The 21,497-nt window shown below is 60.4% G+C and carries 21 protein-coding genes; 16 read left to right on the forward strand and 5 right to left on the reverse strand.

All coding sequences use genetic code 11. The features are described from left to right. Positions 1-2 precede the first annotated feature (2 nt). The 8 genes from lpdA (at position 3) to recQ (ending at position 9,396) form a co-directional block, all read left to right on the forward strand. Positions 3-1,406 (forward strand): dihydrolipoyl dehydrogenase, encoded by a 1,404-nt coding sequence (lpdA, locus tag F3J08_RS06500; protein WP_166928859.1) that lies wholly within the window; start codon positions 3-5, stop codon positions 1,404-1,406. A gap of 8 nt (positions 1,407-1,414) precedes the next feature. Continuing rightward, positions 1,415-2,398, forward strand: coding sequence for a lipoyl synthase (gene lipA, locus F3J08_RS06505; RefSeq protein ID WP_370458677.1), 984 nt, complete (start codon positions 1,415-1,417; stop codon positions 2,396-2,398). Beyond that, a complete protein-coding gene (locus F3J08_RS06510; protein WP_062164453.1) occupies positions 2,398-2,859 on the forward strand; it encodes a type II toxin-antitoxin system RatA family toxin in 462 nt (153 codons plus the stop codon). Before lipA ends, F3J08_RS06510 begins: the two co-directional genes overlap by 1 nt. A gap of 131 nt (positions 2,860-2,990) precedes the next feature. Next, the gene (locus F3J08_RS06515) at positions 2,991-3,305 is read left to right on the forward strand and encodes a hypothetical protein (RefSeq protein WP_166928861.1); all 315 of its coding nucleotides are present in this window, start codon (positions 2,991-2,993) and stop codon (positions 3,303-3,305) included. A gap of 303 nt (positions 3,306-3,608) precedes the next feature. Next, the gene (gene cydD, locus F3J08_RS06520; protein WP_166928862.1) at positions 3,609-5,360 is read left to right on the forward strand and encodes a thiol reductant ABC exporter subunit CydD; all 1,752 of its coding nucleotides are present in this window, start codon (positions 3,609-3,611) and stop codon (positions 5,358-5,360) included. Further along, positions 5,357-7,042: a thiol reductant ABC exporter subunit CydC gene (cydC, locus tag F3J08_RS06525; protein WP_166928863.1), complete on the forward strand. Its 1,686-nt coding sequence runs from the start codon at positions 5,357-5,359 to the stop codon at positions 7,040-7,042. Before cydD ends, cydC begins: the two co-directional genes overlap by 4 nt. A gap of 99 nt (positions 7,043-7,141) precedes the next feature. Beyond that, entirely contained in the window at positions 7,142-7,537 is a 396-nt protein-coding gene (locus F3J08_RS06530) for an OmpA family protein (RefSeq protein ID WP_023977364.1), read from the forward strand. Positions 7,538-7,560: 23 nt separating this feature from the next. Continuing rightward, positions 7,561-9,396 (forward strand): DNA helicase RecQ, encoded by a 1,836-nt coding sequence (gene recQ / locus F3J08_RS06535; RefSeq protein ID WP_166928864.1) that lies wholly within the window; start codon positions 7,561-7,563, stop codon positions 9,394-9,396. 134 nt (positions 9,397-9,530) lie between these two features. Here recQ and F3J08_RS06540 read toward each other — a convergent pair whose 3' ends face one another. Continuing rightward, positions 9,531-10,013: a copper chaperone PCu(A)C gene (locus F3J08_RS06540; RefSeq protein ID WP_166928865.1), complete on the reverse strand. Its 483-nt coding sequence runs from the start codon at positions 10,011-10,013 to the stop codon at positions 9,531-9,533. Between the two features lie 73 nt (positions 10,014-10,086). Between F3J08_RS06540 and nrdR the strand changes: the two genes are divergently transcribed. The 3 genes from nrdR to thiL are packed head-to-tail and all read left to right on the forward strand — an operon-like array spanning position 10,087 to position 12,069. Continuing rightward, positions 10,087-10,590, forward strand: coding sequence for a transcriptional regulator NrdR (gene nrdR / locus F3J08_RS06545; protein ID WP_062164457.1), 504 nt, complete (start codon positions 10,087-10,089; stop codon positions 10,588-10,590). Next, positions 10,590-11,123, forward strand: a complete 534-nt coding sequence (nusB, locus tag F3J08_RS06550; RefSeq protein ID WP_205206808.1) for a transcription antitermination factor NusB — start codon at positions 10,590-10,592, stop codon at positions 11,121-11,123. Before nrdR ends, nusB begins: the two co-directional genes overlap by 1 nt. Beyond that, entirely contained in the window at positions 11,101-12,069 is a 969-nt protein-coding gene (thiL, locus tag F3J08_RS06555; RefSeq protein WP_166928867.1) for a thiamine-phosphate kinase, read from the forward strand. Before nusB ends, thiL begins: the two co-directional genes overlap by 23 nt. Positions 12,070-12,190: 121 nt before the next feature. Here the strand turns inward: thiL and F3J08_RS06560 are convergent, their stop codons facing one another. Next, positions 12,191-13,300, reverse strand: a complete 1,110-nt coding sequence (locus F3J08_RS06560; RefSeq protein WP_122039519.1) for a hypothetical protein — start codon at positions 13,298-13,300, stop codon at positions 12,191-12,193. A 287-nt stretch (positions 13,301-13,587) separates the two neighbouring features. Here F3J08_RS06560 and F3J08_RS06565 point away from each other — a divergent pair, with 287 nt between their 5' ends. The 5 genes from F3J08_RS06565 (at position 13,588) to F3J08_RS16935 (ending at position 18,938) form a co-directional block, all read left to right on the forward strand. Beyond that, complete coding sequence (locus F3J08_RS06565) at positions 13,588-14,394, forward strand: SDR family oxidoreductase (protein WP_166928868.1); 807 nt, start codon at positions 13,588-13,590, stop codon at positions 14,392-14,394. Positions 14,395-14,555: 161 nt separating this feature from the next. Next, positions 14,556-15,530 (forward strand): glucokinase, encoded by a 975-nt coding sequence (gene glk / locus F3J08_RS06570; protein ID WP_062164460.1) that lies wholly within the window; start codon positions 14,556-14,558, stop codon positions 15,528-15,530. 323 nt (positions 15,531-15,853) lie between these two features. Then, positions 15,854-17,233, forward strand: a complete 1,380-nt coding sequence (gene dctA / locus F3J08_RS06575) for a C4-dicarboxylate transporter DctA (protein WP_240149175.1) — start codon at positions 15,854-15,856, stop codon at positions 17,231-17,233. Positions 17,234-17,499: 266 nt separating this feature from the next. Beyond that, on the forward strand, positions 17,500-18,357 hold the full coding sequence (locus tag F3J08_RS16930; protein WP_205206771.1) for a hypothetical protein: 858 nt from the start codon (positions 17,500-17,502) through the stop codon (positions 18,355-18,357). Continuing rightward, on the forward strand, positions 18,354-18,938 hold the full coding sequence (locus F3J08_RS16935) for an alginate export family protein (protein WP_205206773.1): 585 nt from the start codon (positions 18,354-18,356) through the stop codon (positions 18,936-18,938). Before F3J08_RS16930 ends, F3J08_RS16935 begins: the two co-directional genes overlap by 4 nt. A 72-nt stretch (positions 18,939-19,010) precedes the next feature. On the opposite strand, the gene F3J08_RS06585 is transcribed toward F3J08_RS16935, so the two are convergent. From F3J08_RS06585 to F3J08_RS06595, 3 genes are read right to left on the reverse strand one after another with little or no spacing between them, the layout of a single operon-like run. Next, complete coding sequence (locus tag F3J08_RS06585) at positions 19,011-19,412, reverse strand: DUF934 domain-containing protein (protein WP_166928869.1); 402 nt, start codon at positions 19,410-19,412, stop codon at positions 19,011-19,013. Next, positions 19,399-21,069, reverse strand: coding sequence for a nitrite/sulfite reductase (locus F3J08_RS06590; RefSeq protein ID WP_166928870.1), 1,671 nt, complete (start codon positions 21,067-21,069; stop codon positions 19,399-19,401). The genes F3J08_RS06585 and F3J08_RS06590 overlap by 14 nt, the downstream gene beginning before the upstream one ends. Then, the gene (locus tag F3J08_RS06595) at positions 21,066-21,383 is read right to left on the reverse strand and encodes a DUF2849 domain-containing protein (protein ID WP_062164463.1); all 318 of its coding nucleotides are present in this window, start codon (positions 21,381-21,383) and stop codon (positions 21,066-21,068) included. The genes F3J08_RS06590 and F3J08_RS06595 overlap by 4 nt, the downstream gene beginning before the upstream one ends. Positions 21,384-21,497 lie beyond the last annotated feature (114 nt).

The raw sequence follows: 21,497 nt of genomic DNA on the forward strand, positions 1-21,497 counted from the left end.
CCATGGACAAATTCGATCTGATCGTCGTGGGCGGCGGGCCGGGCGGCTATGTCGCTGCCCTGCGCGCCGCGCAGCTTGGCAAGAATGTCGCTGTGGTCGAAAGCACCCATCTGGGGGGCATCTGCCTTAACTGGGGCTGCATCCCAACCAAGGCGTTGCTGCGGGCATCCGAGCTTAATCATCAGCTGCACAATCTTGCCGAGTTCGGCTTCAGCGCCGAAAAGGTGAGCTTCGACATCGAGAAAGTGGTGGCGCGCTCGCGCGCCGTGTCGCGTCAGCTGTCGCGCGGTGTTGCCGGATTGCTCAAAAAGGCCAAGGTCAAGGTTTACGATGGCCGCGCCAAGCTCGCCGGTCGCGATGGCAAGGCACATGTCGTGGCCATCAGCAAGGATGGCAAGGAAACCGGTCGTATTGCTGCGCCCGACGTGATTTTGGCTACAGGTGCCCGCGCCCGCCATTTCCCCGGGCTCGAGCCTGATGGGGAACTGGTCTGGACCTATCGCGAGGCAATGGTGCCCAAGGAACTGCCAAAGCGTCTTCTGGTCATCGGATCCGGGGCGATTGGCGTCGAGTTCGCGTCGTTCTATCGCAATATGGGCGCGGAAGTGACCATTGCCGAAGTGGCCGATCGTATCATGATTGCCGAAGATGCCGAAATCAGCGCCATGGCGCAGAAGGCCTTCGAGAAGCAGGGCATCAAGGTGCTGACTGGTGCCAAGGTTGGCCCGCTCGACAAGAAGGATGGCACCGTCTCGACCCGGATCACGACAGCATCGGGCACGACCGATCTTGTTGTCGACAAGGTCATTCTGGCGGTTGGTATCGTCGGAAATGTGGAAGACCTCGGCCTCGAGCAGACCAAGGTCAAGGTCGACAAGACCCATATCATTGTCGATGAGTTCTGCCGCACCGGCGAGCCGGGCCTGTGGGCCATCGGAGACGTGGCGGGTGCGCCATGGCTGGCACACAAGGCCAGCCATGAGGGTGTGATCTGCGTCGAGAAGATAGCAGGCCACGATCCCGAGCCGCTTCATCTGCTCAATATTCCGGGTTGCACCTATAGCCGTCCCCAGGTGGCGTCGGTGGGGCTGACCGAGGAAAAAGCCAAGGCAACCGGACGCAAGCTCAAGATTGGCCGGTTCCCGTTCCTCGCTAATGGCAAGGCGTTGGCCATGGGCGAGCCGGATGGCCTGACCAAAACCATCTTCGATGCTGAAACCGGCGAATTGCTCGGCGCGCACATGATCGGCGCTGAAGTGACGGAGATGATTCAGGGCTATGTGATCGCCCGCACATCCGAACTCACCGAGGCCGAGCTGAAGGAGACGGTTTTCCCGCATCCGACAATCTCGGAAACGATGCATGAGTCAGTCCTTGCAGCCTGGGGTGGAGCACTCCACTTCTAGTCATGACCATGCAGCGCATTACCATCGATCATCGCAAGCCAGGCTCGCTTCGCCATCCTGAAAAGGCCAACCGACCGGACAACCCGATCCAGCGCAAGCCGGACTGGATACGGGTGAGGGCGCCCAACAGCCCCGTCTATCAGGAAACGCGCAAGCTCATGCGCGATAACAGGCTGGTGACAGTCTGTGAGGAAGCAGCGTGTCCTAATATCGGTGAATGCTGGTCACAGCGCCACGCCACCATGATGATCATGGGGGAGATCTGCACACGCGCCTGTTCGTTCTGCAACGTCACGACAGGCATGCCTAAAGTGCTGGATGCCGACGAGCCACAGCGCGTGGCAGAAGCGGTGGCCAAACTCGGGCTGCGTCATGTGGTCATCACCTCCGTCGATCGTGACGATCTGGCCGATGGCGGCGCGCTGCATTTTGCCCAGACGATTGCACGGGTACGTGAAGCCTCGCCGGAAACGACAATCGAGATCCTGACGCCAGACTTCCTGCGCAAGCCCGGCGCGCTTGAGGTCGTCGTCCGGGCTCGGCCTGATGTTTTCAATCATAATATCGAAACCGTCCCCCGGCTTTACCCGTCTATCCGCCCGGGCGCGCGTTATTTCCAATCCGTGCGTCTGCTGGATGACGTGAAGTCGCTCGATGCCTCGATCTTTACCAAATCCGGGCTGATGCTGGGTCTTGGTGAGGAGAAGATGGAGGTGGCACAGGTGATGGACGATTTCCGTATCGCCGATGTCGATTTCATCACGATGGGCCAGTATCTGCAGCCAACGCCCAAACACGCTGCCGTGGCAAAATTCGTGCCGCCCGATGAGTTCGAGGAATTTGCCCGCATGGCTCGCGCCAAGGGTTTCCTTCAGGTCAGTTCAAGCCCGCTGACACGCTCGTCCTATCACGCCGATTCCGATTTCGCAGCGCTTCGTGAGGCGCGACAGAACAGGCTGAAGCAGGATGCGCTCCAGCCGGAGAAACAATAATGCCCACCCATGCCGAGCAACGATTGATCGCTTACAGTCCTGAGCAGCTTTTCGATCTCGTGGCCGATGTGGGTGCCTATCCCCAGTTCCTGCCCTGGTGCGTCAAGGCAGTCATCAAATCACGCACCGAACACGAGCTTGTCGCGGATCTCACTGTTGGTTTTGGGCCATTTCGCGAGACGTTCACGAGCCGTGTCTCGCTGGAAAGACCGCACCGCATACGTGTGCGGTATGAGAAAGGCCCGTTCAGATATCTCAATAATGTCTGGACCTTTACGCCTGAGCCACGGGGCTGCCTTGTCGATTTTTTCGTCGATTTCGAGTTCCGCTCACGCCTGCTGCAGAATGCAATAGGGGTGGTGTTCAATGAGGGCGTCCGGTTGATGGTATCAGCCTTCATCAAACGGGCGCGTGATACTTACGGGGTATCGTCGCAGCCCGGTGCTGTGATCCGCCAGTAATCACGCGGACGTTTTTTGATTTCACCGCAACTGCAACGCCTTCGTTACGTTTCCTGCTTAGAGACGGGTGTGGTTTGCGTCGCGATACCCAAATCCGGCCCCGATATCTGTGTGTCAAGGAAGGACGAACGATGAAGATTTCTGCTCTGGGCGCCACGCTGATGGCCGCTACCTTTGCTGTTGCAACCCCGGCATTTGCCAAGCACACGGGCCACAAGGCTCATGCCAGCAAGACCGCCATGCACCACCAGAAGGCCGACAAGGGCTCGGCATCTACCGAAGACCTGAATGCGCGCAGCCTGCAGCAGGCCCAGACCCCTGTCCCGGCAACCGCCCCGGCTGCCGCGCCGATGGCCAATGCCACAGCACCGGCTCCGGCTCCCATGCCGATGGACAACAACATGAAGATGCCTGCTTCAACGATGCCGGCGTCTTCGGGTCAGTAATTGACCCAGCGTTCCTTTTCGTGGTTCAGGCGTGAGGTCTGAGTGGCATGATTAGGAATGGCGGCTTCCCGCCCATTTCGGCATGATGAATCTTTTCTGATACATCTGCCCGTTCTGGTGCGGAGGCTCTTGAACCCTGTCTCAAATGAGGCAGGGTTTTTTATTGCCGTGTTTGCGCGCCTTGCGATCAGCCCCGACGATTGGGGGGGCTTCTGTCGTAGGCAAGGCCGCAGCCTAAATGTTCTGCAATCTGCCTCTCGAAACCCTATGTTTCGTCGTTTGCATTGCCTATATGCCCCCATCATGAGCGGTGTTGATAAAAAACTGGTGCGGGCCTGGGTGCGGCAATATGCGGGGCCAGCCAAACGTGCGGCCCTGCCCGTCGTAGTGATCGGTTGCTTCTCGACATTGGTCGGTATCGGTCAGGCCTGGTTTCTTGCATCGACAATCGGCCGTCTTCTGGTTGGTTACGACCAGTCGGTTCCCGGTCTTATCGGGGCCTTCGCCGTGCTTTCCCTGCTGCGGGCAATCTGTCTGTTTGCGCAGGAGCATTATGCGGCCCGTGCAGGCGTAAAGTCGCGCGAACGGCTGCGCCGATCGGCCCTGAATTCGGTTTTCAATGTCGGGCCAGCCTTGCTGCGCCGTCAGCACTCGGCCGAGATTGCGGCCTTGCTGGTCGATCGTATTGAAGCGCTGGATGGCTATTTTGCCCGCTGGTTGCCTGCCTCGATGACATGGATGGTCTTTCCGGCCATTGTTCTCGTCGCGGTGCTGGCGGTAGACGCCCGTGCAGCTTTGATTCTCGCGATATGCGGGGCGCTCGTTCCGGTAGCGCAGGCTGTGTTCGGCATCGGTGCCGCACTCGCGTCACGCAACCAATTTCTGGCGATGGTGCGTCTTCAGGCACGGTTTCTCGATCGGGTTCGCGGTATCGCGACCATAGTTCTCTCAAACGCAACGGACGCCGAAGCCGCGTCTCTGGCACGCTCAGCCGATGAGTTGCGCCGGCGCACGGTCAGGATTTTGCGCGTGGCGTTCTTTTCCTCGGCGGCCATTGATGTGGCGATGGTCGTGGCGATCATTCTGATCGTTTTGACGCAGGGTCATTTCATCCATCTCGTCACCGGCGTTCAGGACCAGCCTTCGACGGGTCATGTTCGACCTTCACCACATTTCGCCCAGACCCTTTTCGCGCTTTTTTTGGTCCCGGAATTCTTTGCGCCTTTCCGTGGATTGGCTCTGGCCTATCAGGATCGGGCCCAGGCTGCTGGCGCGGCTGAGGCGATGCATGGACTGGATGGGGAAAGCTCTGAAGGGGCTCAGGACGCTGCCAACGCCGTTGTGCCGGGGCCTCTTATGGTAGAGGCGCAGCATCTGGGCTATCGCTGGGCCGACGATCGGCCCGCGGTGTTCGACGATATTTCCTTCACGGTGCAGCCGGGAGAAACATTGCTACTCGACGGGCCCTCAGGCGCTGGTAAATCGACCCTCATCGAACTGATCCTTGGTTTCATCCGGCCCGATCATGGAGCGATCCTTTTCAACGGGGAGGATATCGCGACGATGCGGGGGGCAGATATCGCCCGCCATCTTGCCTGGATTGGGCAGAAGCCTGTCATCTTCGCCGGTACCCTGCGCGACAATCTGCTTTTCGCCCGACCTGACGCAAATCAGGCAGAGCTGGATGAGGCTATCAAAGCTTCGGCAGTGGACGCTTTCCTGCAGGACCTGCCGATGGGGCTGGATACCGAGATTGGCGAGGGAGGTTTCGGCCTTTCCGGAGGGCAGGCCCAGCGTGTGGCCATTGCGCGAGCCTATCTGAAGGATGCGCCGCTCCTGTTGCTGGACGAGCCAACGGCGCATCTCGATCCAGACACAGAACGCAGTATCATCGCGGCCCTTCATGATCTGGCCAAAGGACGGACGGTCATTCTCAGCAGTCATTCTGCTGCCATGCAGGCTTTCGCGACAAAGAGGCTGCGCCTCGGCCCATCACCTTCAGTAACGAAACCGAGCGCTTCCACGGTCCGCGTAGGATCGGAGGTACCGGCATGACGACAAGATCGTCTCATTCTTCGCCTTCTTCTACGCCAGATGTCGGGAAGGCTCTCGGGGTCATTCTTCGGGTTTGGCGGCCCTATGGCGGCCGTCTGCTACTTGGCCTGATCCTCTCCGCACTCGCCCTGCTGAGCGGCATGGCGCTGATGTGGAATGCAGGGGCCAGAGTGACCTCGCTTGCGCTCGGAATGGGCGCTGGGCTCGGTTTGCTGAGGGCGTTCGGTGGCGCGCGTATCGTGCTGCGCTATGCCGAGCGCCTGTTTGCCCATGATGCCATGTTCCGCGCCCTGGCGGCCCTCCGGGTGTGGTTTTTTCGCAATCTCGCTTCCGGCGCTGCGGCAGGTCTCGGCTTTCGGCGCGCAGGTGATCTGCTCAATCGTCTCGTCGGCGATGTCGAACTGCTCGATAATCTTTATCTGCGTATTGCCATGCCCATGCTGGGTATCGCGCTGTCCCTGCCGGTCATTGCATTCGTTGCAGGCTATGCAAACTGGCGTTTTGGCTTGGCGCTGTCCGGTCTCTTTCTTGTCGCGGCCGGTGTCGTACCGGTCGTATCCGCTCGGCGCGCTGCATCACGCAGTGCAGTCATTCTTCACGCTGAATCGTCCCTGCGCGTCGCAGCGGTCGATCTGGCAACTGGCCTGCGCGAGGCACGGGCCTTTGGCGGTGAGAGCCGTCTTGCAGAGCGTCTGATGATCGAGGAGGCGCGGCTTCATGATGCCCAGCTGGATCAGGCGCGCGCCATGGCTGGTGCAGGGGCTGTGTCCTATCTATGCGGTCAGGCAGCGCTTGTACTGATCCTTATAGGTCTTGCCGGGTTCGGAAAGCTGACGCTCGATTACCTCTCCGGCATCGCGCTCATATTCCTTACCGGAATGATTTTCGAGAGCATCGGCACGTTGGCGCGTACCAGTGTGCTGGCGACGCAGGTTGGGCAGGCGGCCCAGCGTGTTGTCGAGGTTGCCGAGGCGAAACCGAGCGCGGCAGGCACTCACTGCCCGGCGCCTGAGGCTGGCGACCTTGTGCTGCGCGATGTGACCTTCGGGTGGGATCCGGCACGTGCGCCTGTCTTGAGAGACATCAATCTCACCATAAGGGCAGGCGAGCATATCGCTCTGGTCGGGCCTTCAGGCGCAGGGAAATCCAGTCTAGCGGCGCTGCTGCTCAAGGTAGCGCACCCGCAATCCGGACAAATCCTGTTCGGCGGCCACGATCTTTCAACAATCGATACGACGAGCCTGCGCGGACAGATCGGGTGGCTGTCCCAATCGACCCACCTGTTTGCCGATACCATACGCAATAACCTGCTGCTTGGTCGTGAGGGTGTGGGCGATGAGGCCCTATGGGCGGCCTTGGAGCGCGCCGAAATGGCCGAGACCGTGCAAGCCTTGCCCGATGGGCTTGATTCCTGGGTGGGCGAGGGCGGAACACGGCTGTCAGGCGGGCAGGGGCGTCGCATCGCTCTGGCCCGGACTCTCTTGCGTGACACGCCGATTGTGATTCTCGACGAGCCTGCGACGGGGCTCGACAGCGTGACCGAGCGCGCCTTCCTGCGGACGCTGGGTCGCACGATGCAGGGGCGCACCGTCATTCTCATCGCGCATCGTCTGACCGGGCTGGAAAACCTCGATCGTGCCTGGCGTATCGAGGCCGGGAGTCTGACGCCCTTGCCGCTCTAGGGAGCAAGTTGGGGCGTCTGCTTGACGGGCGGTAAGCCACGAGGCAGTGACATCGTCACGGCTCCGTGGATGTCACGGCGATTCGAGAAGGAAATAAAGATGCGTCGTCTGCCTGTGATGTTGTCGGTGTTCGCCCTGACGGGTCTCTCTGCCTGTAATGGCGGTGCAGATCGCGACCGTTACCCTGTTTTCTTCGAACCGGCCTCGACCACTGTTTCGGCAAGTGCCCAGAACATCATCGATCAGGCTGCGGCCGACGCACGCGACACGCAGGCCAAGACGATTGAAGTCATTGGTCATGCCGGTGCCCACGGCAATCTCTCTGCTGATGAAATGCTGTCCGTCGAGCGAGCGAAGGTTGTCGCAGCAGCCCTGACAAAGGCCGGTGTCGGCGCTGCCCAGATCACCCAGATGGCGCGTCCGCCCAAGAACAACGAGGATGCAGCCGTAGCGTCGCGCGTGGTGACAATCGAAGTCGATCCTTCCACGCATTGAGAAGTTCCACCTGAACCTTGGATTTGACTGACCTCTCCTCAATCGTCTCCGACGAGCGCGAAACGCCCGACGCGGTACTGAACCGCGTTTTCGGTTTCTCGAGTTTCCGGGGGCAGCAGGCAGAGGTCATCGAAGCGGTCATGAATGGCGAGGATGTGCTCGTCATCATGCCCACAGGCGGCGGCAAGAGCCTTTGCTATCAGGTTCCTGCCCTGTGCCGACCGGGCATGGGGATCGTGATCTCACCCCTGATTGCGTTGATGGACGATCAGGTGGCGGCATTGCGCCAGCTGGGTGTCAATGCGGCGGCCCTGCACTCCGAGCTCGATCCTGACCGGCTTGAGCGCATACGCAGCGATCTGCGTGATGGTCGGCTCGATATCCTCTATATCTCGCCTGAGCGACTGGTATCACCCGGTACGGCGCGCTGGCTCGCGCGCAACCCGGTATCGGTCCTTGCCATTGACGAAGCCCATTGCGTCTCGGCATGGGGCCACGAATTTCGTCCCGAATATCGGGCCCTTGCGGATCTGCCAGAGATCTTTCCGGGGGTCCCGCGTATAGCCCTGACGGCCACAGCCGACTCACGAACGCAGGATGATATCCTGCTGGCGCTGGGCATGCCGCAGGCGCGTCGCCTCACATCCAGTTTCCATCGTCCCAATCTGTTCCTTGCGGCCTCTCCCAAGGGCTCCGAGACGAAGCAGGTGCAGGATGCACTCACCCGGCATCGCGACGATGCCTCGATCGTCTATTGTGGCAGCCGCAATCGGACGGAGCGCATGGCGAAAAGCCTGCGTGAGAGAGGCTTCAACGCCCTGCCGTTTCACGCCGGGCTGTCGCCACAGGAAAAGCACGCAACGCTTCTGCGGTTTCGCAGCGGCGAGCCGATGGTCATCGTCGCGACAGTGGCCTTCGGTATGGGTATCGATCGCCCGGATGTCCGCTGTGTGGTTCATCTGGACATGCCCGCTTCGCCCGAGGCCTATTATCAGCAGATCGGTCGGGCAGGGCGCGATGGGGCACCCGCCGATACTCTCCTGCTCTATGGCGGTGAGGATATGGCGCGGGCGCGTTACTGGCTGGAGCAGTCGAACGCACCAGAGACAGAAAAGCGTGTCATGCAGGCGCGTCTTGAGAGCATGATCGCACTGACGGAAACCGTCGGCTGTCGTACGCAGGCCTTGCTCGCCTGCTTTGGTGAAGCCTTGCCAACACCCTGCGGACACTGCGACAATTGCAGGACGCCTGCGGAGACATTTGATGGCACTGAGGCCGCGCAGAAAGTGCTTTCCACGATCTACCGCACCGGCCAGCGCTTTGGCGCTGTTCATCTCACGACGGTTCTCCGTGGCAAGCTGACTGAGGCGATTGAGCGTCATGCCCATCAGCATCTCACCGTGTTCGGTGTCGGCAAGGAGCATTCGGAACAGTGGTGGCGCGGTGTGATCCGGCAGCTCATTGCGCGCGGGGCCATCAGGATGAGTGGCGAGCACGGTACATTAGGGCTGGATGTCGACGCGGCTCGCCCGATCCTGCGTGGCGAGGAAAAGCTGCGTCTGCGCAGCGATCCCATGAAGGCGCAAGGCTTCAGTGCGCGTAATGCGCCGGCTGCGTCGATTGTGGACGCGCTGGACGAGGAGGAACGTGCACGTTTCGAGGCTCTGCGCCGGTGGCGACGTGAGGAGGCCCGTGAGCAGGAAATTCCGCCTTATGTCATCTTCCACGATGCGGTCCTGACCGAGATCGCCCGGGAAAATCCCGACTCAGTCGAAGCCCTCGCAGACATCAAGGGCGTAGGGGCATCAAAGCTCAAGCGCTATGGCGATGCCGTGATCGCCGCGCTGGAGGGCGACTGAAGGCAATCGCGGTACGACCGCTCCATGACTGCCCTGATGACGCGGACCCACGATCCGGTCCCGGGTGGGGAGGGCATTGCGCGAGGTTGTGTCCCTCACTCTTGCTCCTCGTCACCAAGCCCGAGTTGTCACCTTTAGTCCTTGAGCATGAAATTCACCGTCGTTGACGTGCCGCCAAGAAACTTGAAGGTCAGCGGGACAGTCTCGCCTGTCTTGATCGTGTCGGGGAAATTGCGGCAGATCAGATGGTAGCCTCCCTCGGGGAAAACCATTGTCATCTCGGCCGGAATGGTAAAATGCGAAAACAGGTTGGCGGTGTGACTCGTCACCTCCTGCTCGCTATGAAATGCTTCAATGGCAGCGCAATCAGGCGAGGTGACGCCTGAGATCAGGTGGGCCTCATGCCCCTTGTTGACGACAGTGAAATAGGCGGCGGCCAGCCCCGGATAATGCTTGGCCCGGCGTATCCATCCTTCGATGGTGATATCGCGATTGGCATTCTTCTGTCCGGGAATGTTGGTGTCATCCGTCTGGGCCTGTGCGCCCACCGGGAAAAGCAGCGCCCCTGTCACGCAAACTGTCATGAGCAGTGCTGGAATAGCTTGCACTCTTTTCACTGATACGCTCCTTTCTGCGCCCGGCTCGTTTGGCCGGCCCGTGCCATCATCTGCCCATCAGGGGGAAACTCTCATGAACTGCCCGTTCTGCGGCCATGAAGATACGCAGGTCAAGGATAGTCGTTCGACTGACGATGGTGCGGCAATCCGGCGCAGACGTGTCTGTGCTGCCTGCACCCAGCGTTTCACGACCATCGAACGCGTACAGTTGCGTGAACTGGTCGTGACGAAGATGGACGGTCGACGGGTGCCTTTCGATCGGGACAAGCTGGCCCGCTCGATCCGTATCGCCCTGCGTAAGCGCCCGGTGGAGGAGGAGCGTCAGGAGCGGATCGTCAACGGGTTGGTGCGCCAGCTTGAGGCCTCGGGTGAAGCGGAAATTTCTTCGGCGCGTATCGGCGAATTGGCAATGGATGCATTGCACAGCATCGACGGTGTCGCTTATGTGCGCTTTGCAAGTGTATATCGCGATTTTCGAGAGGTTGAGGCTTTTTCGAAGCTGCTGACGGATATGCGTCCCGGTGAGGAGGCTGAACTGCCGCTCCCGCCGGTCAAGCGCGGAAAAGACAAGGGATGATGACGATGACTGATGAGATCAAGACCAAGAACCAACCGAAGCGTTCGCGCACCGTAGCCCGTGTCGCCGCCGTTCAGGCACTGTTCCAGTGCGAACAGGGGGGAGAGAATGCCGAGACGGTCATCAGCCAGTTCCAGCGTCATCGTCTGGCCGATGATCGGGGCAGCGGCTTTGAAGATGGCTACGTGCCGGACGCCGATTTCCGCCTTTTCGGTCTGATCGTCAAAGGCGTGACGCTCGCCCAGGATCGTATCGATACGACGCTGGCGGCAGCTCTGCCCGCCAACTGGCCGCTCAACCGCCTGGATCCCGTGCTGCGTGCCCTTTTGCGTGCGGGCGCTTGGGAACTCGGTGAGGATGTCCCGGCGCGCGTTGTCATCAACGAATATCTCGATGTGGCGCACGGTTTCTTCTCAGGTGATGAAGCCCGTCTGGTCAATGGCGTGCTCGATGCGCTGACACGTCCGGCTGCCCCCGTGCAGGACAATGCGGAAGGCGATGATGCCGCAAATGACGGATCAGAACCGGTCTGAAATGAGCGGCGGCGAGTTCGACTTCATCGACAGGTTCTTTCGTCCGCTGGCGGGTGAGGGCGCTCTGGCGCTTGGCGATGATGCGGCGCTGATCGATCTGGTTGCGGACCGCGAGTTGATACTCTCGACCGATACCCTGGTCGAGGCCGTCCATTTCCTGCCTGACGACCCGGCCGAGACGATCAGCCGCAAATTGCTGCGTGTCAGCCTGTCAGACTGTGCAGCGATGGGCGCAAGGCCGCGCGGCTATCTTATGAATATCAGCCGTCCTGCGGCGTTCGACGATCAGTGGTTTGCCAGTTTCAGCGCGGGGCTCGTGCAGGATCAGGCCATTTTCGATGTCCATCTGCTGGGGGGCGATACAACCAGCACGCGTGGCCCACTGGTACTGAGCCTGACCATCCTGGGTGAAGTACCGCGCGGAAAGGCTGTCCGTCGGAGAGGCGCCCGGCCCGGCGACGTTTTATGGGTTACTGGCACTATCGGTGATGCTGCCCTCGGCCTTCAGGCCCTTCTGGGCGAACTGCCGGACCCCGATGGCTATCTGGCGGGGCGCTACCGTATTCCCCAACCCCGCACGGGCTTTCCTCTGCGTGATTTCGCCCATGCTGGAATGGATATCTCCGATGGTCTCGTTCAGGATGCCGGCCATCTTGCCAGACAGAGCGACGTGCATCTGGAAATCGATGCGTCAGCGGTTCCACGTTCTCCTCAGGCTCGCGCCGCCGGGGAGGCATGGTTCGAAACCTGTCTGACGGGAGGCGATGACTACGAGCTTCTCTTCACGGCCGATGAGTCGCAGACAGACGCGATCATGAGCGCAGCCAGGCAGGCAGGGGTGCCGGCAACCCGCATAGGGCGCGTAACCCCCGGTTCCGGCGTAGCGGTTCTGGATGGAGAGGGTAAGGAGATGCGCCTGTCCCGTACGGGCTGGCAGCATTTCTGAGGCGCGGTAACGCCTGAATGCCGGTCGCTTCTGGCGTGGACCCGTGATGTGTTCAGACACCGCTCAGGAGCGCTCGGGCGGTTGGATACCCCGGTCAAACCGGGGTACGCTACAAGAGTGCTTATTGAGCGATATCTTTTTCGTACATGCGATGGACCTTGTTGGGCTCAGGCACGAGGCGACGCACGAGGTTCAGCATCGGTGTATTGGTGTCGAGGATCCAGCCCAGCTCCACCGTTTTATAGGGCAGAGTTGCACGGCGGCGGATGAGCTCGTCGATAGCGAGTGAAGGCATGAGGGCACCGAGAAGCGTGCCGCGCACCTTGTGAGACACGCCAAGCAGGATCACGCGGGCCGAGTCAAAGCGATGGGCCAGCAGCCTCGCCCCCAGTCTCGCCCAGCCGAGCGGTGAAGGTGCCCCGTCGATGCCTCGGGCGATATCGAACACATTAGGGACCACCAGCGCCATGGCGGCGGGTTCGCCCGCGTGGTCGATCTGGACGTAATGCTCGGGCCGCAGCACCAGCTTGAGCTGCTGGATCAGGCCTTCCATCTCGTAGGACTGTAGCGGAACGAAGTTATAGGTTCCGGCCCAGGCATCGTTATAGAGCGACCTCAGCACTTCGCCCTGTGCGGCAATCTGCTTTTTGGAGAGATGCGAGACCGTGACATCGCCCAGCTTCCCCTCGCCCGGTTTCAGAGCGCCCGGCACGATATGACGCTCATCCAGATCCTCTGTCAGATCCAGCTTGAAGGTCAGAAGGTCGCGGGTGGGCGCGAAACCCAGTGCTTCGACCAGGCCCTGTAGTTCCGGGGGATGCCAGGGAGTGCCGATCATAGGCGACTCGCTTTGACCGGTTAGCATAAGGCCCGATTCACCATGATAGCCGAGAGTGACAGGCCCGCGCATACGCACCATACCCTGATCACGCAGCCAAAGTTCAGCGGTATCGAGCAGCGCCTTTATGACGTCGGTTTCGGACACGGCATCGAGGGCGCCAAACCAGCCGATTTTTTCGTCCCAAACTTCGAGGGCCTTGCCATCCACTACGGCTGAAACGCGCCCGACAGGCTTGCTGTCGCGCCATGCAATGAAGCACCGCACGGAAGCATGACGATAGATGCCGTTCTTGGACGGATTGAGCAGATCATTCTGCTCCATGTCGAGCGGAGGGACGTAGCCATCGCGCCCCTTGTAGAGTATCCGCGGGAGCCGGATGAAGAGTTTCATATCCTTGCGGGAGATGACGGGGCGTATCGTCAGGGTGCCGCTCTTCAGGCTGTTGCCTGCAGGAGATGAGTCAGAAGAAGATGGTGTATCATGAGTGGGGCGAGGCGCCGCCGTTGATCTGCGCTCTGCCATGACACGGTGGGCATCGGCCTGTGCGGAACCGGTCAGTCCGGCATCATACTGGCGGATATCTTCTGCTTCCGACAAGGCTCACTCTCAATCGCGGTCTGCTCGGTTCGCCCCCATGGCACGACCGGGTTTCCGTTTAATTTACGAAAGCGCGTTGAATGTCACGTCCAGAGCGGTTTGCAAAGCTGAAGTTTGCACCCAGGCATGTTCTGATTACGGGAGCGTCGGGTGGTTTGGGCCAGGCGCTGGCACTGCAATATGCTGGCCCGGGTATCGTGCTTACATTGTGGGGTCGAAACGAATCCCGCATTTCTGCGGTTGCAGAGGCTTGCAGGCAGCGAGGCAGCGTCGTGCATGTCCATGTGCTGTCACTGACGGCGATTGATGATGCGCTGGAGCTTTTCAGGCAGTGCGACGACGGGATACCGGTTGATGTGCTTGTGCTGAATGCCGGGGTTTCAGATATACGTCCTGCTGGCGCCCTGACAGAGACGACAGACGCCGTACGCGAGGCCACTCTTGTGAATTATGCTGTTCCTGCCATTCTGGCCACGGAAGCAGCAGCGCGAATGGCACCTCGTCGGCGGGGGCGTATCGTCATGATCGGGTCAGTTGCTGCGCATCATGACCTGCCTTTCGCAACCGCTTACAGTAGCTCGAAGGCGGGTCTCGCGCGCTTCTCGACCTGTCTGCATGCGGCCATGGCACCGCACCGGGTGGGCGTCACTCTCGTCGAGCCTGGTTATATCGATACGGCTATGAGCCGACGGCTTGAGGGTGCGAGACCCTTTCTTGTAAAGCCTGACGCTGCTGCGGCCCTCATCGCTGCCGCCGTTGCGCGCGGCGATGCGGTTCTGGTGTTCCCTCGTATCTTCCTGCTGCTCAAGCTGCTTTCTGCCGTTGTACCCCGCACCATCGCGCATCGTCTGCTGCGGCTTGCTAAAGTCAAGCAGGCTGCTGCGTGACGCGTGCGCGTATCGGGTGTTTGCCTAAAGCTGTTTTTGCAAGGGTGTTGACGCAGGGATAATAGCCTGCGACTGCTTCCTCACGAAATGTTTGAGGATGGGTTCGGGATGGGGCGGGCCCATGCCGGATCGGACATCGCCCCCGGAAACTGGAGCAAGCAATGCAGGATATTGTCACCGTCGATATTGGAGGCACGAACGCACGATTTGCGATCGCCAAGGTCGATCAGGGGCGTGTGGTCGAGCTGGGTGAAGCCACGACCCTGCGCACGGCAGATCATGCGAGCCTTGCTCTGGCATGGGAGGCTTTCGGCCGTACCCTCGGTCGTGAATTGCCCCGTTACGCGGGCATCGCCATCGCTTGCCCGATCCAGGGTGAGACGCTCAAGATGACCAATAACCCGTGGATCATCCAGCCCTCCATGCTGGCAGAGCGTCTGCATCTGGAAGACTTCACGCTCGTGAATGATTTCGGGGCGGTCGGTCATGCCGTGGCCCAGATCGACGAGCAATATCTCGAACATCTCTGTGGCCCCGATCGCCCGTTGCCGACTGAAGGCACAACGACCATCGTTGGTCCGGGCACGGGGCTTGGCGCCGCCTGTCTGCTGCGCCGCAAGGGCCAGTATTTTGTGATCGAGACCGAGGGCGGCCATATCGATTTCGCACCGCTCGACGAGTTCGAGGACAAGATCCTGCGTGCGCTGCGTCGCCGTTTCCGCCGTGTTTCGGCCGAGCGCATCGTATCTGGCCCCGGCCTGACCAATCTCTACGAAATCATCGCAGAGATGCAGGGTCTGCCCATCACCATGCGCGACAACAAGGCGCTTTGGGAGATGGCCATGGAAGGCCGTGATTCGATGGCGGCCGCTGCTCTTGAGCGCTTCTTCCTCTCTCTCGGTGCCGTGGCGGGTGATCTGGCCCTGGCCCATCGCGCCCAGGGTGTTGTCATTGCTGGCGGCCTTGGCCTGCGCGTGGCTGACCGTCTGCCCCATTCCGGCTTCGCCGAGCGTTTTGTTGCCAAGGGGCGGTTCGAGAGCATGATGGGCGATATGCCGGTCAAGATCATCACTCACCCTCAACCCGGCCTGTTCGGTGCCGCGGCTGCCTTCGCCTCGGACCATCCCTCACTCTGAGTTTACGTGATGCGCCCGGTCGATCAGGGCGCATCATGAAGTCTGCCCTCGGAGTAGAATTCTCCATGCGCTCTGTTCCGCCGTCAGGGGGGGGCTGATTCAGACACAGCGTGGGTCAAGCGCGAGGATGAATGTTCGTCGACAGTGCGGGAGTAATCGCTGTCTCGGTCGCATCTGCACAGAGTGATCGTTTTCCTGCACAAAAATCTGTCATTCTATGTCAAGAATTTGTGCATTGCTTGTGTGGCAAGATATCGTAGTTCTGTCCTGATTACATCCGTGTAATATTGAATTGCACCGCCGCCTTGCCACGGACACCAGACATGATGAAGCCCAATTCGATCGCAAGTACCCCGGGTACGGCTCAACACGGGCTGAACGGCGACGAGGGTAGTCATGAGCACGCCAGGCGCGTTCCGCTCTGGCGGCATACCTATGTGCAGGTTCTCGTCGCGATCATCGTCGGTTCGCTGATCGGTCATTTCGCCCCTCAGACAGGGCAGGCCCTGCAACCTCTGGGAGACGGGTTTATCCGTCTCGTCAAGATGATCATCCCTCCTGTCATCTTTCTGACTATCGTGACGGGTATTGCGGGGATGCGTGACTTGAGGGCGGTGGCGCGCGTAGCAGCGAAGACGTTCGCCTACTTTCTGTTCTTCTCCACGCTCGCCCTCGTGGTCGGACTGATAACAGCCAATGTCATCCGCCCGGGAGCTGGGCTCCATGCCACGATTGATACGTCATCTGCCGGAACGGCTAGCGTGGCGCGCTATATTGGCAAGGCTCACGAGACCAGTCTTGTCGATTTTGTGCTCAACATCATTCCGGACACCTTCGTTTCAGCCCTGACCACGGGAAATATCCTGCAGGCGCTTTTCGTTGCCATTCTTACTGGCATCGGCCTTGCCCTGATGGGTGAGCGCGGCGCGCGCATGTTCGATGTGCTTGACGAAATTTCGGCCGTGGCATTCCGGATTGTCGGTATTCTGATGAAAGCCGCGCCGATCGGTGCGTTTGGCGCCATTGCCTATACGGTGGGCAAATACGGCGCATCGAGCCTGGCAGATCTTGCCACGCTTGTTCTGACATTCTACCTGACGGCAATCGTCTTTATTGTCGTGGTTCTGGGTGTTGTGGCCCGTCTCGCCGGGTTCTCGATCCTGCGGCTGATTGCCTATCTGCGTGCAGAGCTTCTGCTCGTGCTGGGTACGTCATCGTCCGAGAGCGCCTTGCCGAGCCTTATGGCCAAGATGGAGCGGGCAGGGTGCCCCAAGGCCATTGTCGGTCTCGTGGTGCCGATGGGGTACTCGTTCAATCTCGATGGCACGAATATCTACATGACGCTGGCGGCGCTTTTCATCGCGCAGGCCTATGACATCCATCTGGGTCTCGGCCAGCAGGTCCTGCTGCTCGGCATGGCCATGCTCTCATCCAAGGGAGCGGCGGGGGTCACGGGGGCGGGGTTCATCACGCTCGCAGCAACGCTCTCGATTGTGCCGTCCATTCCCGTGGCCGGGATCGGGCTGATTCTCGGCGTCGACCGTTTCATGAGCGAGTGCCGCAGCCTCACCAACTTCATCGGAAACGCTGTTGCGACGGTCGTGGTGGCGCGATGGGAGGGCGTGGTGGATGATGCCAAACTGGCGGAGGCGCTCAAACCCGGTGGAGGGTCGGCGAACGCTTCCCCCGCGCTCACCGACTGACCGGGACTGTCCCCGTGATGCTAGGCGTTAGCTTTAACAGACGCTGTCTGCCGGCCCTGCTTTGTCTCTCGTCGGCGCTTTGCGTGCAGCCTGCCTTGGCGGGGGCTCAGCCGCAGGGGCCCATGATAGCGCGCGGGAGGGTATTGCATCCTGATAGCGCCAATGCGGGCAGTTCGGGGCCCGTTTCGCCGGTAAGTCCGCAGGCAAAGGCGTCGGCTGGCGCACAGGTTGCGAAGTGGGGTCAAACATCCTCGCCGAAAGCTTCCATGCAGGCGCTCTCTGTCGGTTATAACCCGGCACCTGACCCCTTCCAGACCCGCGCACCGGCCGAGCCTGCCGTGACCACCTATCCTGCTCCCGCAGCGGGCGATGGGCTGACGACCTCGGGCTACAACCTGTCGCGCTGGGCTGAGGACTGGAGCCGGATGCGCTATGCGAAAAACCGGCGCGACTGGCTGGATCGTCTGAAATTTCTGCCCCTTAACCCTGCCCAGACTATCTATCTTACCCTGTCGGGGGAAATGCGCCTTCGGCTCAACCAGACCAGCAACCCTAATCTGAAGAAGGGCCCTCTGCAGAGACAGGATATTATGCGCCTGGTGGGGGGGGCCGATCTGCATGTCACGCGTTATTTCCGTGCGTTTGGCGAGCTGGCGCATGGCGGAATATCCGGGCCCAATATCGGCGTGCCGGCTGCCAGCATGCGTAACAAGCTTCTGCTGCAGCAGTATTTCGCCGAGGCGAATGTGCCGCTGTCCCGTGTTCATCTGGGGGCACGCTATGGCCGGCAGGAATTTACCGATGGCGCCAATTTGATGACCTCGCAGCGCGATAACAACACGCTGCGTTTCGTCCTCAACGGTACGCGGTTCTGGGTGCGCGGCAAGATCATACGCGGCGACTTTTTTGATTTCCGCTACACAAGTCTCGGCCGGGGCGGTGCGCGAGACGATGTGATTGATCGCGGCATACGCTTCTCAGGGGGGACCGGAGGGCTTGTCATCCCCCATGATTTCCTGGGGAAATCGAAGCTCTATCTCGATCCGTTTGTCTGGCGTCTGCGCAACCGGCGCGCTGTCTGGGGGGCGCCCCCGCACGTGAGGACCGGATGTATTATGGCATGAGGCTCTGGGGAGATGTCCAGCGTCTGACCATCGACTGGGTGGGGAATTATCAGGGGGGCCATTATGATGGCCGTACAATTGCAGCCTGGCAGTTCTTTCTCGCGCAGACATGGCGTCTCGGGGCGAAGCCTACCGCGCCAAGAATCGGCTTTCACGTCGATTATGCAAGTGGCGGAGGGGCCTATGGCAAAGGCACATTGCGCAGTGCGCTCGCACCTTTTGGCAACAATATCTATTACAGCTACCAGCTCTTCCTGACGCCCACCAATCTGGTGGCGCTGGCGCCGAACGTCACGGTCTCACCCATAGAGAGCCTGCGTCTCACGCTTGAGCATCAGTTTGCCTGGAAAGCGAGCCTGAACGATGCCGTCTATCGGGCCAATGGCTCGGCTTTCGCAGGAACGCAGAACACGAAGGCCTATCGCGTGGCGCAGTCCACCCGCGCTCAGGCCGTCTGGACATGGACACCCCGTTTGAGCTTCACGGGGCGTTATGAGCATCGTCAGGCAGGGCCTGCCCTGACACGGGCGGGTTATACCAGCTCGGATTTCGTGGCTGGCTGGGCGAATTACCGCTTCTGACAACCACGCGCCTTCGGGACGAGTCTCTCAAAGCGCGCCGGGGAGCGATCCTCCCCCGGCGCAGCATCGTGTTCAGCGCAGGCCGAGGCGGGCCTGATAGGTCACAGGAAAGAGCGAGAGCGCCCGCAGCCACGGTGTCGTGTCGGCGTCATCGGCAAGCTGCACATTGTCCACGCCGCAACTGCGCAGGAACTGGGCCTGATCAGGGATCAGATGACCCTCTGCACGGATCTCGCCCGCAAAACCGAAATACTCGCGCAGGGCGCGCGCCTGCGTGAAACCGCGTCCGTCCCTGAAAATGGGAAAGGTGATGACAATCAGATCAAGATGATCGATGGCGGTCCCAAGCGTCTCGACGTCGAATTCCGGTGAGAGTCGGATGGCCCGCGTGCATTCGGTCATCTCCGCTACCGGGATGATATCGAGCGTCCTGGGGGCCGGGTGGCGCGCAGGGGCCAGTTCAAACAGTTTCATAAGCCGCTTCCTTGAAGGGGGCGTCACCAAGACGGGTCAGAGTGTCGAGGAACTGCTCGCCTTTTTCCCGAACGCTGAGATAGCGATCGACGATACGTGCGATGGCATCCACCATGTCGTCTTCCGGCAGGGCCGCACCAAGAATGTCGCCCGTGCGCGACTTGTCGTCATCGCGCCCGCCAAGGGTGATCTGGAAGAACTCCTCACCGCGTTTATCCACCCCAAGCAGGCCGATATGCCCGACATGGTGATGGCCGCAGGCATTGATACAGCCCGAAATGTTGATGCGCAGCTTGCCGATTTCTTCCTGAAGGGCATTGTCGGCGAAACGAGCACTGAGTTTCTGTGCGATCGGTATCGAGCGGGCATTGGCCAGTGCACAGTAATCAAGGCCGGGGCAGGCCACGATATCGCCGATCAATTCGTTATTGGCATCGCCCAGACCGATCTCGCAGAGCGCCTGCCACAGGGAGAGCAGCCGATCCTGCGCCACATGGGCCAGCACGACATTCTGCAGATGGGTGATACGGAGTTCACCGAAAGAGAACTGGTCCGCGAGGTCAGCCAGACGGTCCATCTGGTCCGAGGTTGCGTCGCCCGGAATACCGCCAGCCGGCTTGATGGAAACTGTCACGGCAATCCGCCCGGGGGCGAAATGGGGCATGGTATTGCTGCGTACCCATCGATCGAAATCCGGGTGATTGGCGCGATCCTGCCTGAGTGTTTCCTCTCCACCTGGCGCGACCGTCAGATCGGGGGCTGCAAAGCGCGCCCGTATGGCCGCCACAATTTCCGGGGCAAGACGATAATGGGTGGGGTCCATGCGGGCCAGTTCCTGCCTGACGGCATCGCGATAGCCATCCACACCCAGCGCCTGCACGAGTATCTTGATACGGGCCTTGTAGATGTTATCGCGCCGGCCATAGGCGTTATAGACGCGCAAAATGGCTTCGAGGGTCATCAACAGATCCGCTTCGGGCACGGCATCGAACAGTTCATGCCCAACCAGCGGGGTACGCCCCAGACCACCACCGACGAAGATGCGAAAGAGGGGGCCATTCTCGCCGGGGCGTGCCAGTATGCCGATATCGTGGAAGCGTGCCGCGACCCGGTCCTGAGGGCTTCCGGAAATGGCGATCTTGAACTTGCGCGGAAGGAACGTGAATTCGGGATGCAGCGTGGACCACTGGCGCAGGATCTCTGCATGGACGCGTGGATCCATCAGTTCGTCGGCGGCAGCGCCGGCAAACTGGTCGCAGGTGACGTTGCGTATGCAGTTGCCGCTGGTCTGGATGGCATGCATGTCGACATCGGAAAGCTGACGCAGGATCTCCGGCGTGTTCTCCAGCTTGATCCAGTTGAACTGGATGTTCTGTCGCGTGGTGAAGTGGCCATAATCGCGGTCGTAATGACGGCCGATATGGGCCAGCTTGCGCATCTGGCGGGAGTCCAGCACGCCATAGGGGATGGCGACACGCAGCATATAGGCATGAAGCTGAAGATAGAGCCCGTTCATGAGACGAAGCGGCTTGAACTCATCCTCGCTCAGCTCACCACTCAGGCGTCGTTGCACCTGCCCTTCGAATTCCGCGATGCGGGAGGCGAGAAACTCACGATCAGCCGTTTGATACTGATAAAGACCGACAGGCGCGTTCATGCGTCCAACTCCGTGGCAAACTGGGGGTGAACCGTGGGGCCAAAGGCCCGGATACGCTCGCGCACGCTCACTGGCTCAGCGACCTTCGCCGGGCGCACGACAACTTCGTAAACACCGACGACACCATCGTTCTGTGCCGATTGTATGGCGTTTTCGAGCGCCGATTCGTAGTTCTCGGGGGCAAGAATGGCGGCATGGGCGATGGAACGCTGCCAGGCGCCGCTGGCATCACGCCATACGATGTGGCCATCCAGCAATCTGTTAGCTGTCAGCACCAGAGCTTCTCCGGCGCCTATGCGTATCGCCCGTTTCATCCACCATTCCGCCTTGCTTGAACTGAGACTGGCGTGGTTTATAAACTATCCACGCTGATCGTGTAATTATATCTCAGAGAACCACTTCGGGGGCAAGGCATCAAACCGTGACCC

The sequence above is a fragment of the Asaia sp. As-1742 genome, assembly GCF_011753235.1.
Lineage (GTDB): Bacteria > Pseudomonadota > Alphaproteobacteria > Acetobacterales > Acetobacteraceae > Asaia > Asaia bogorensis_B.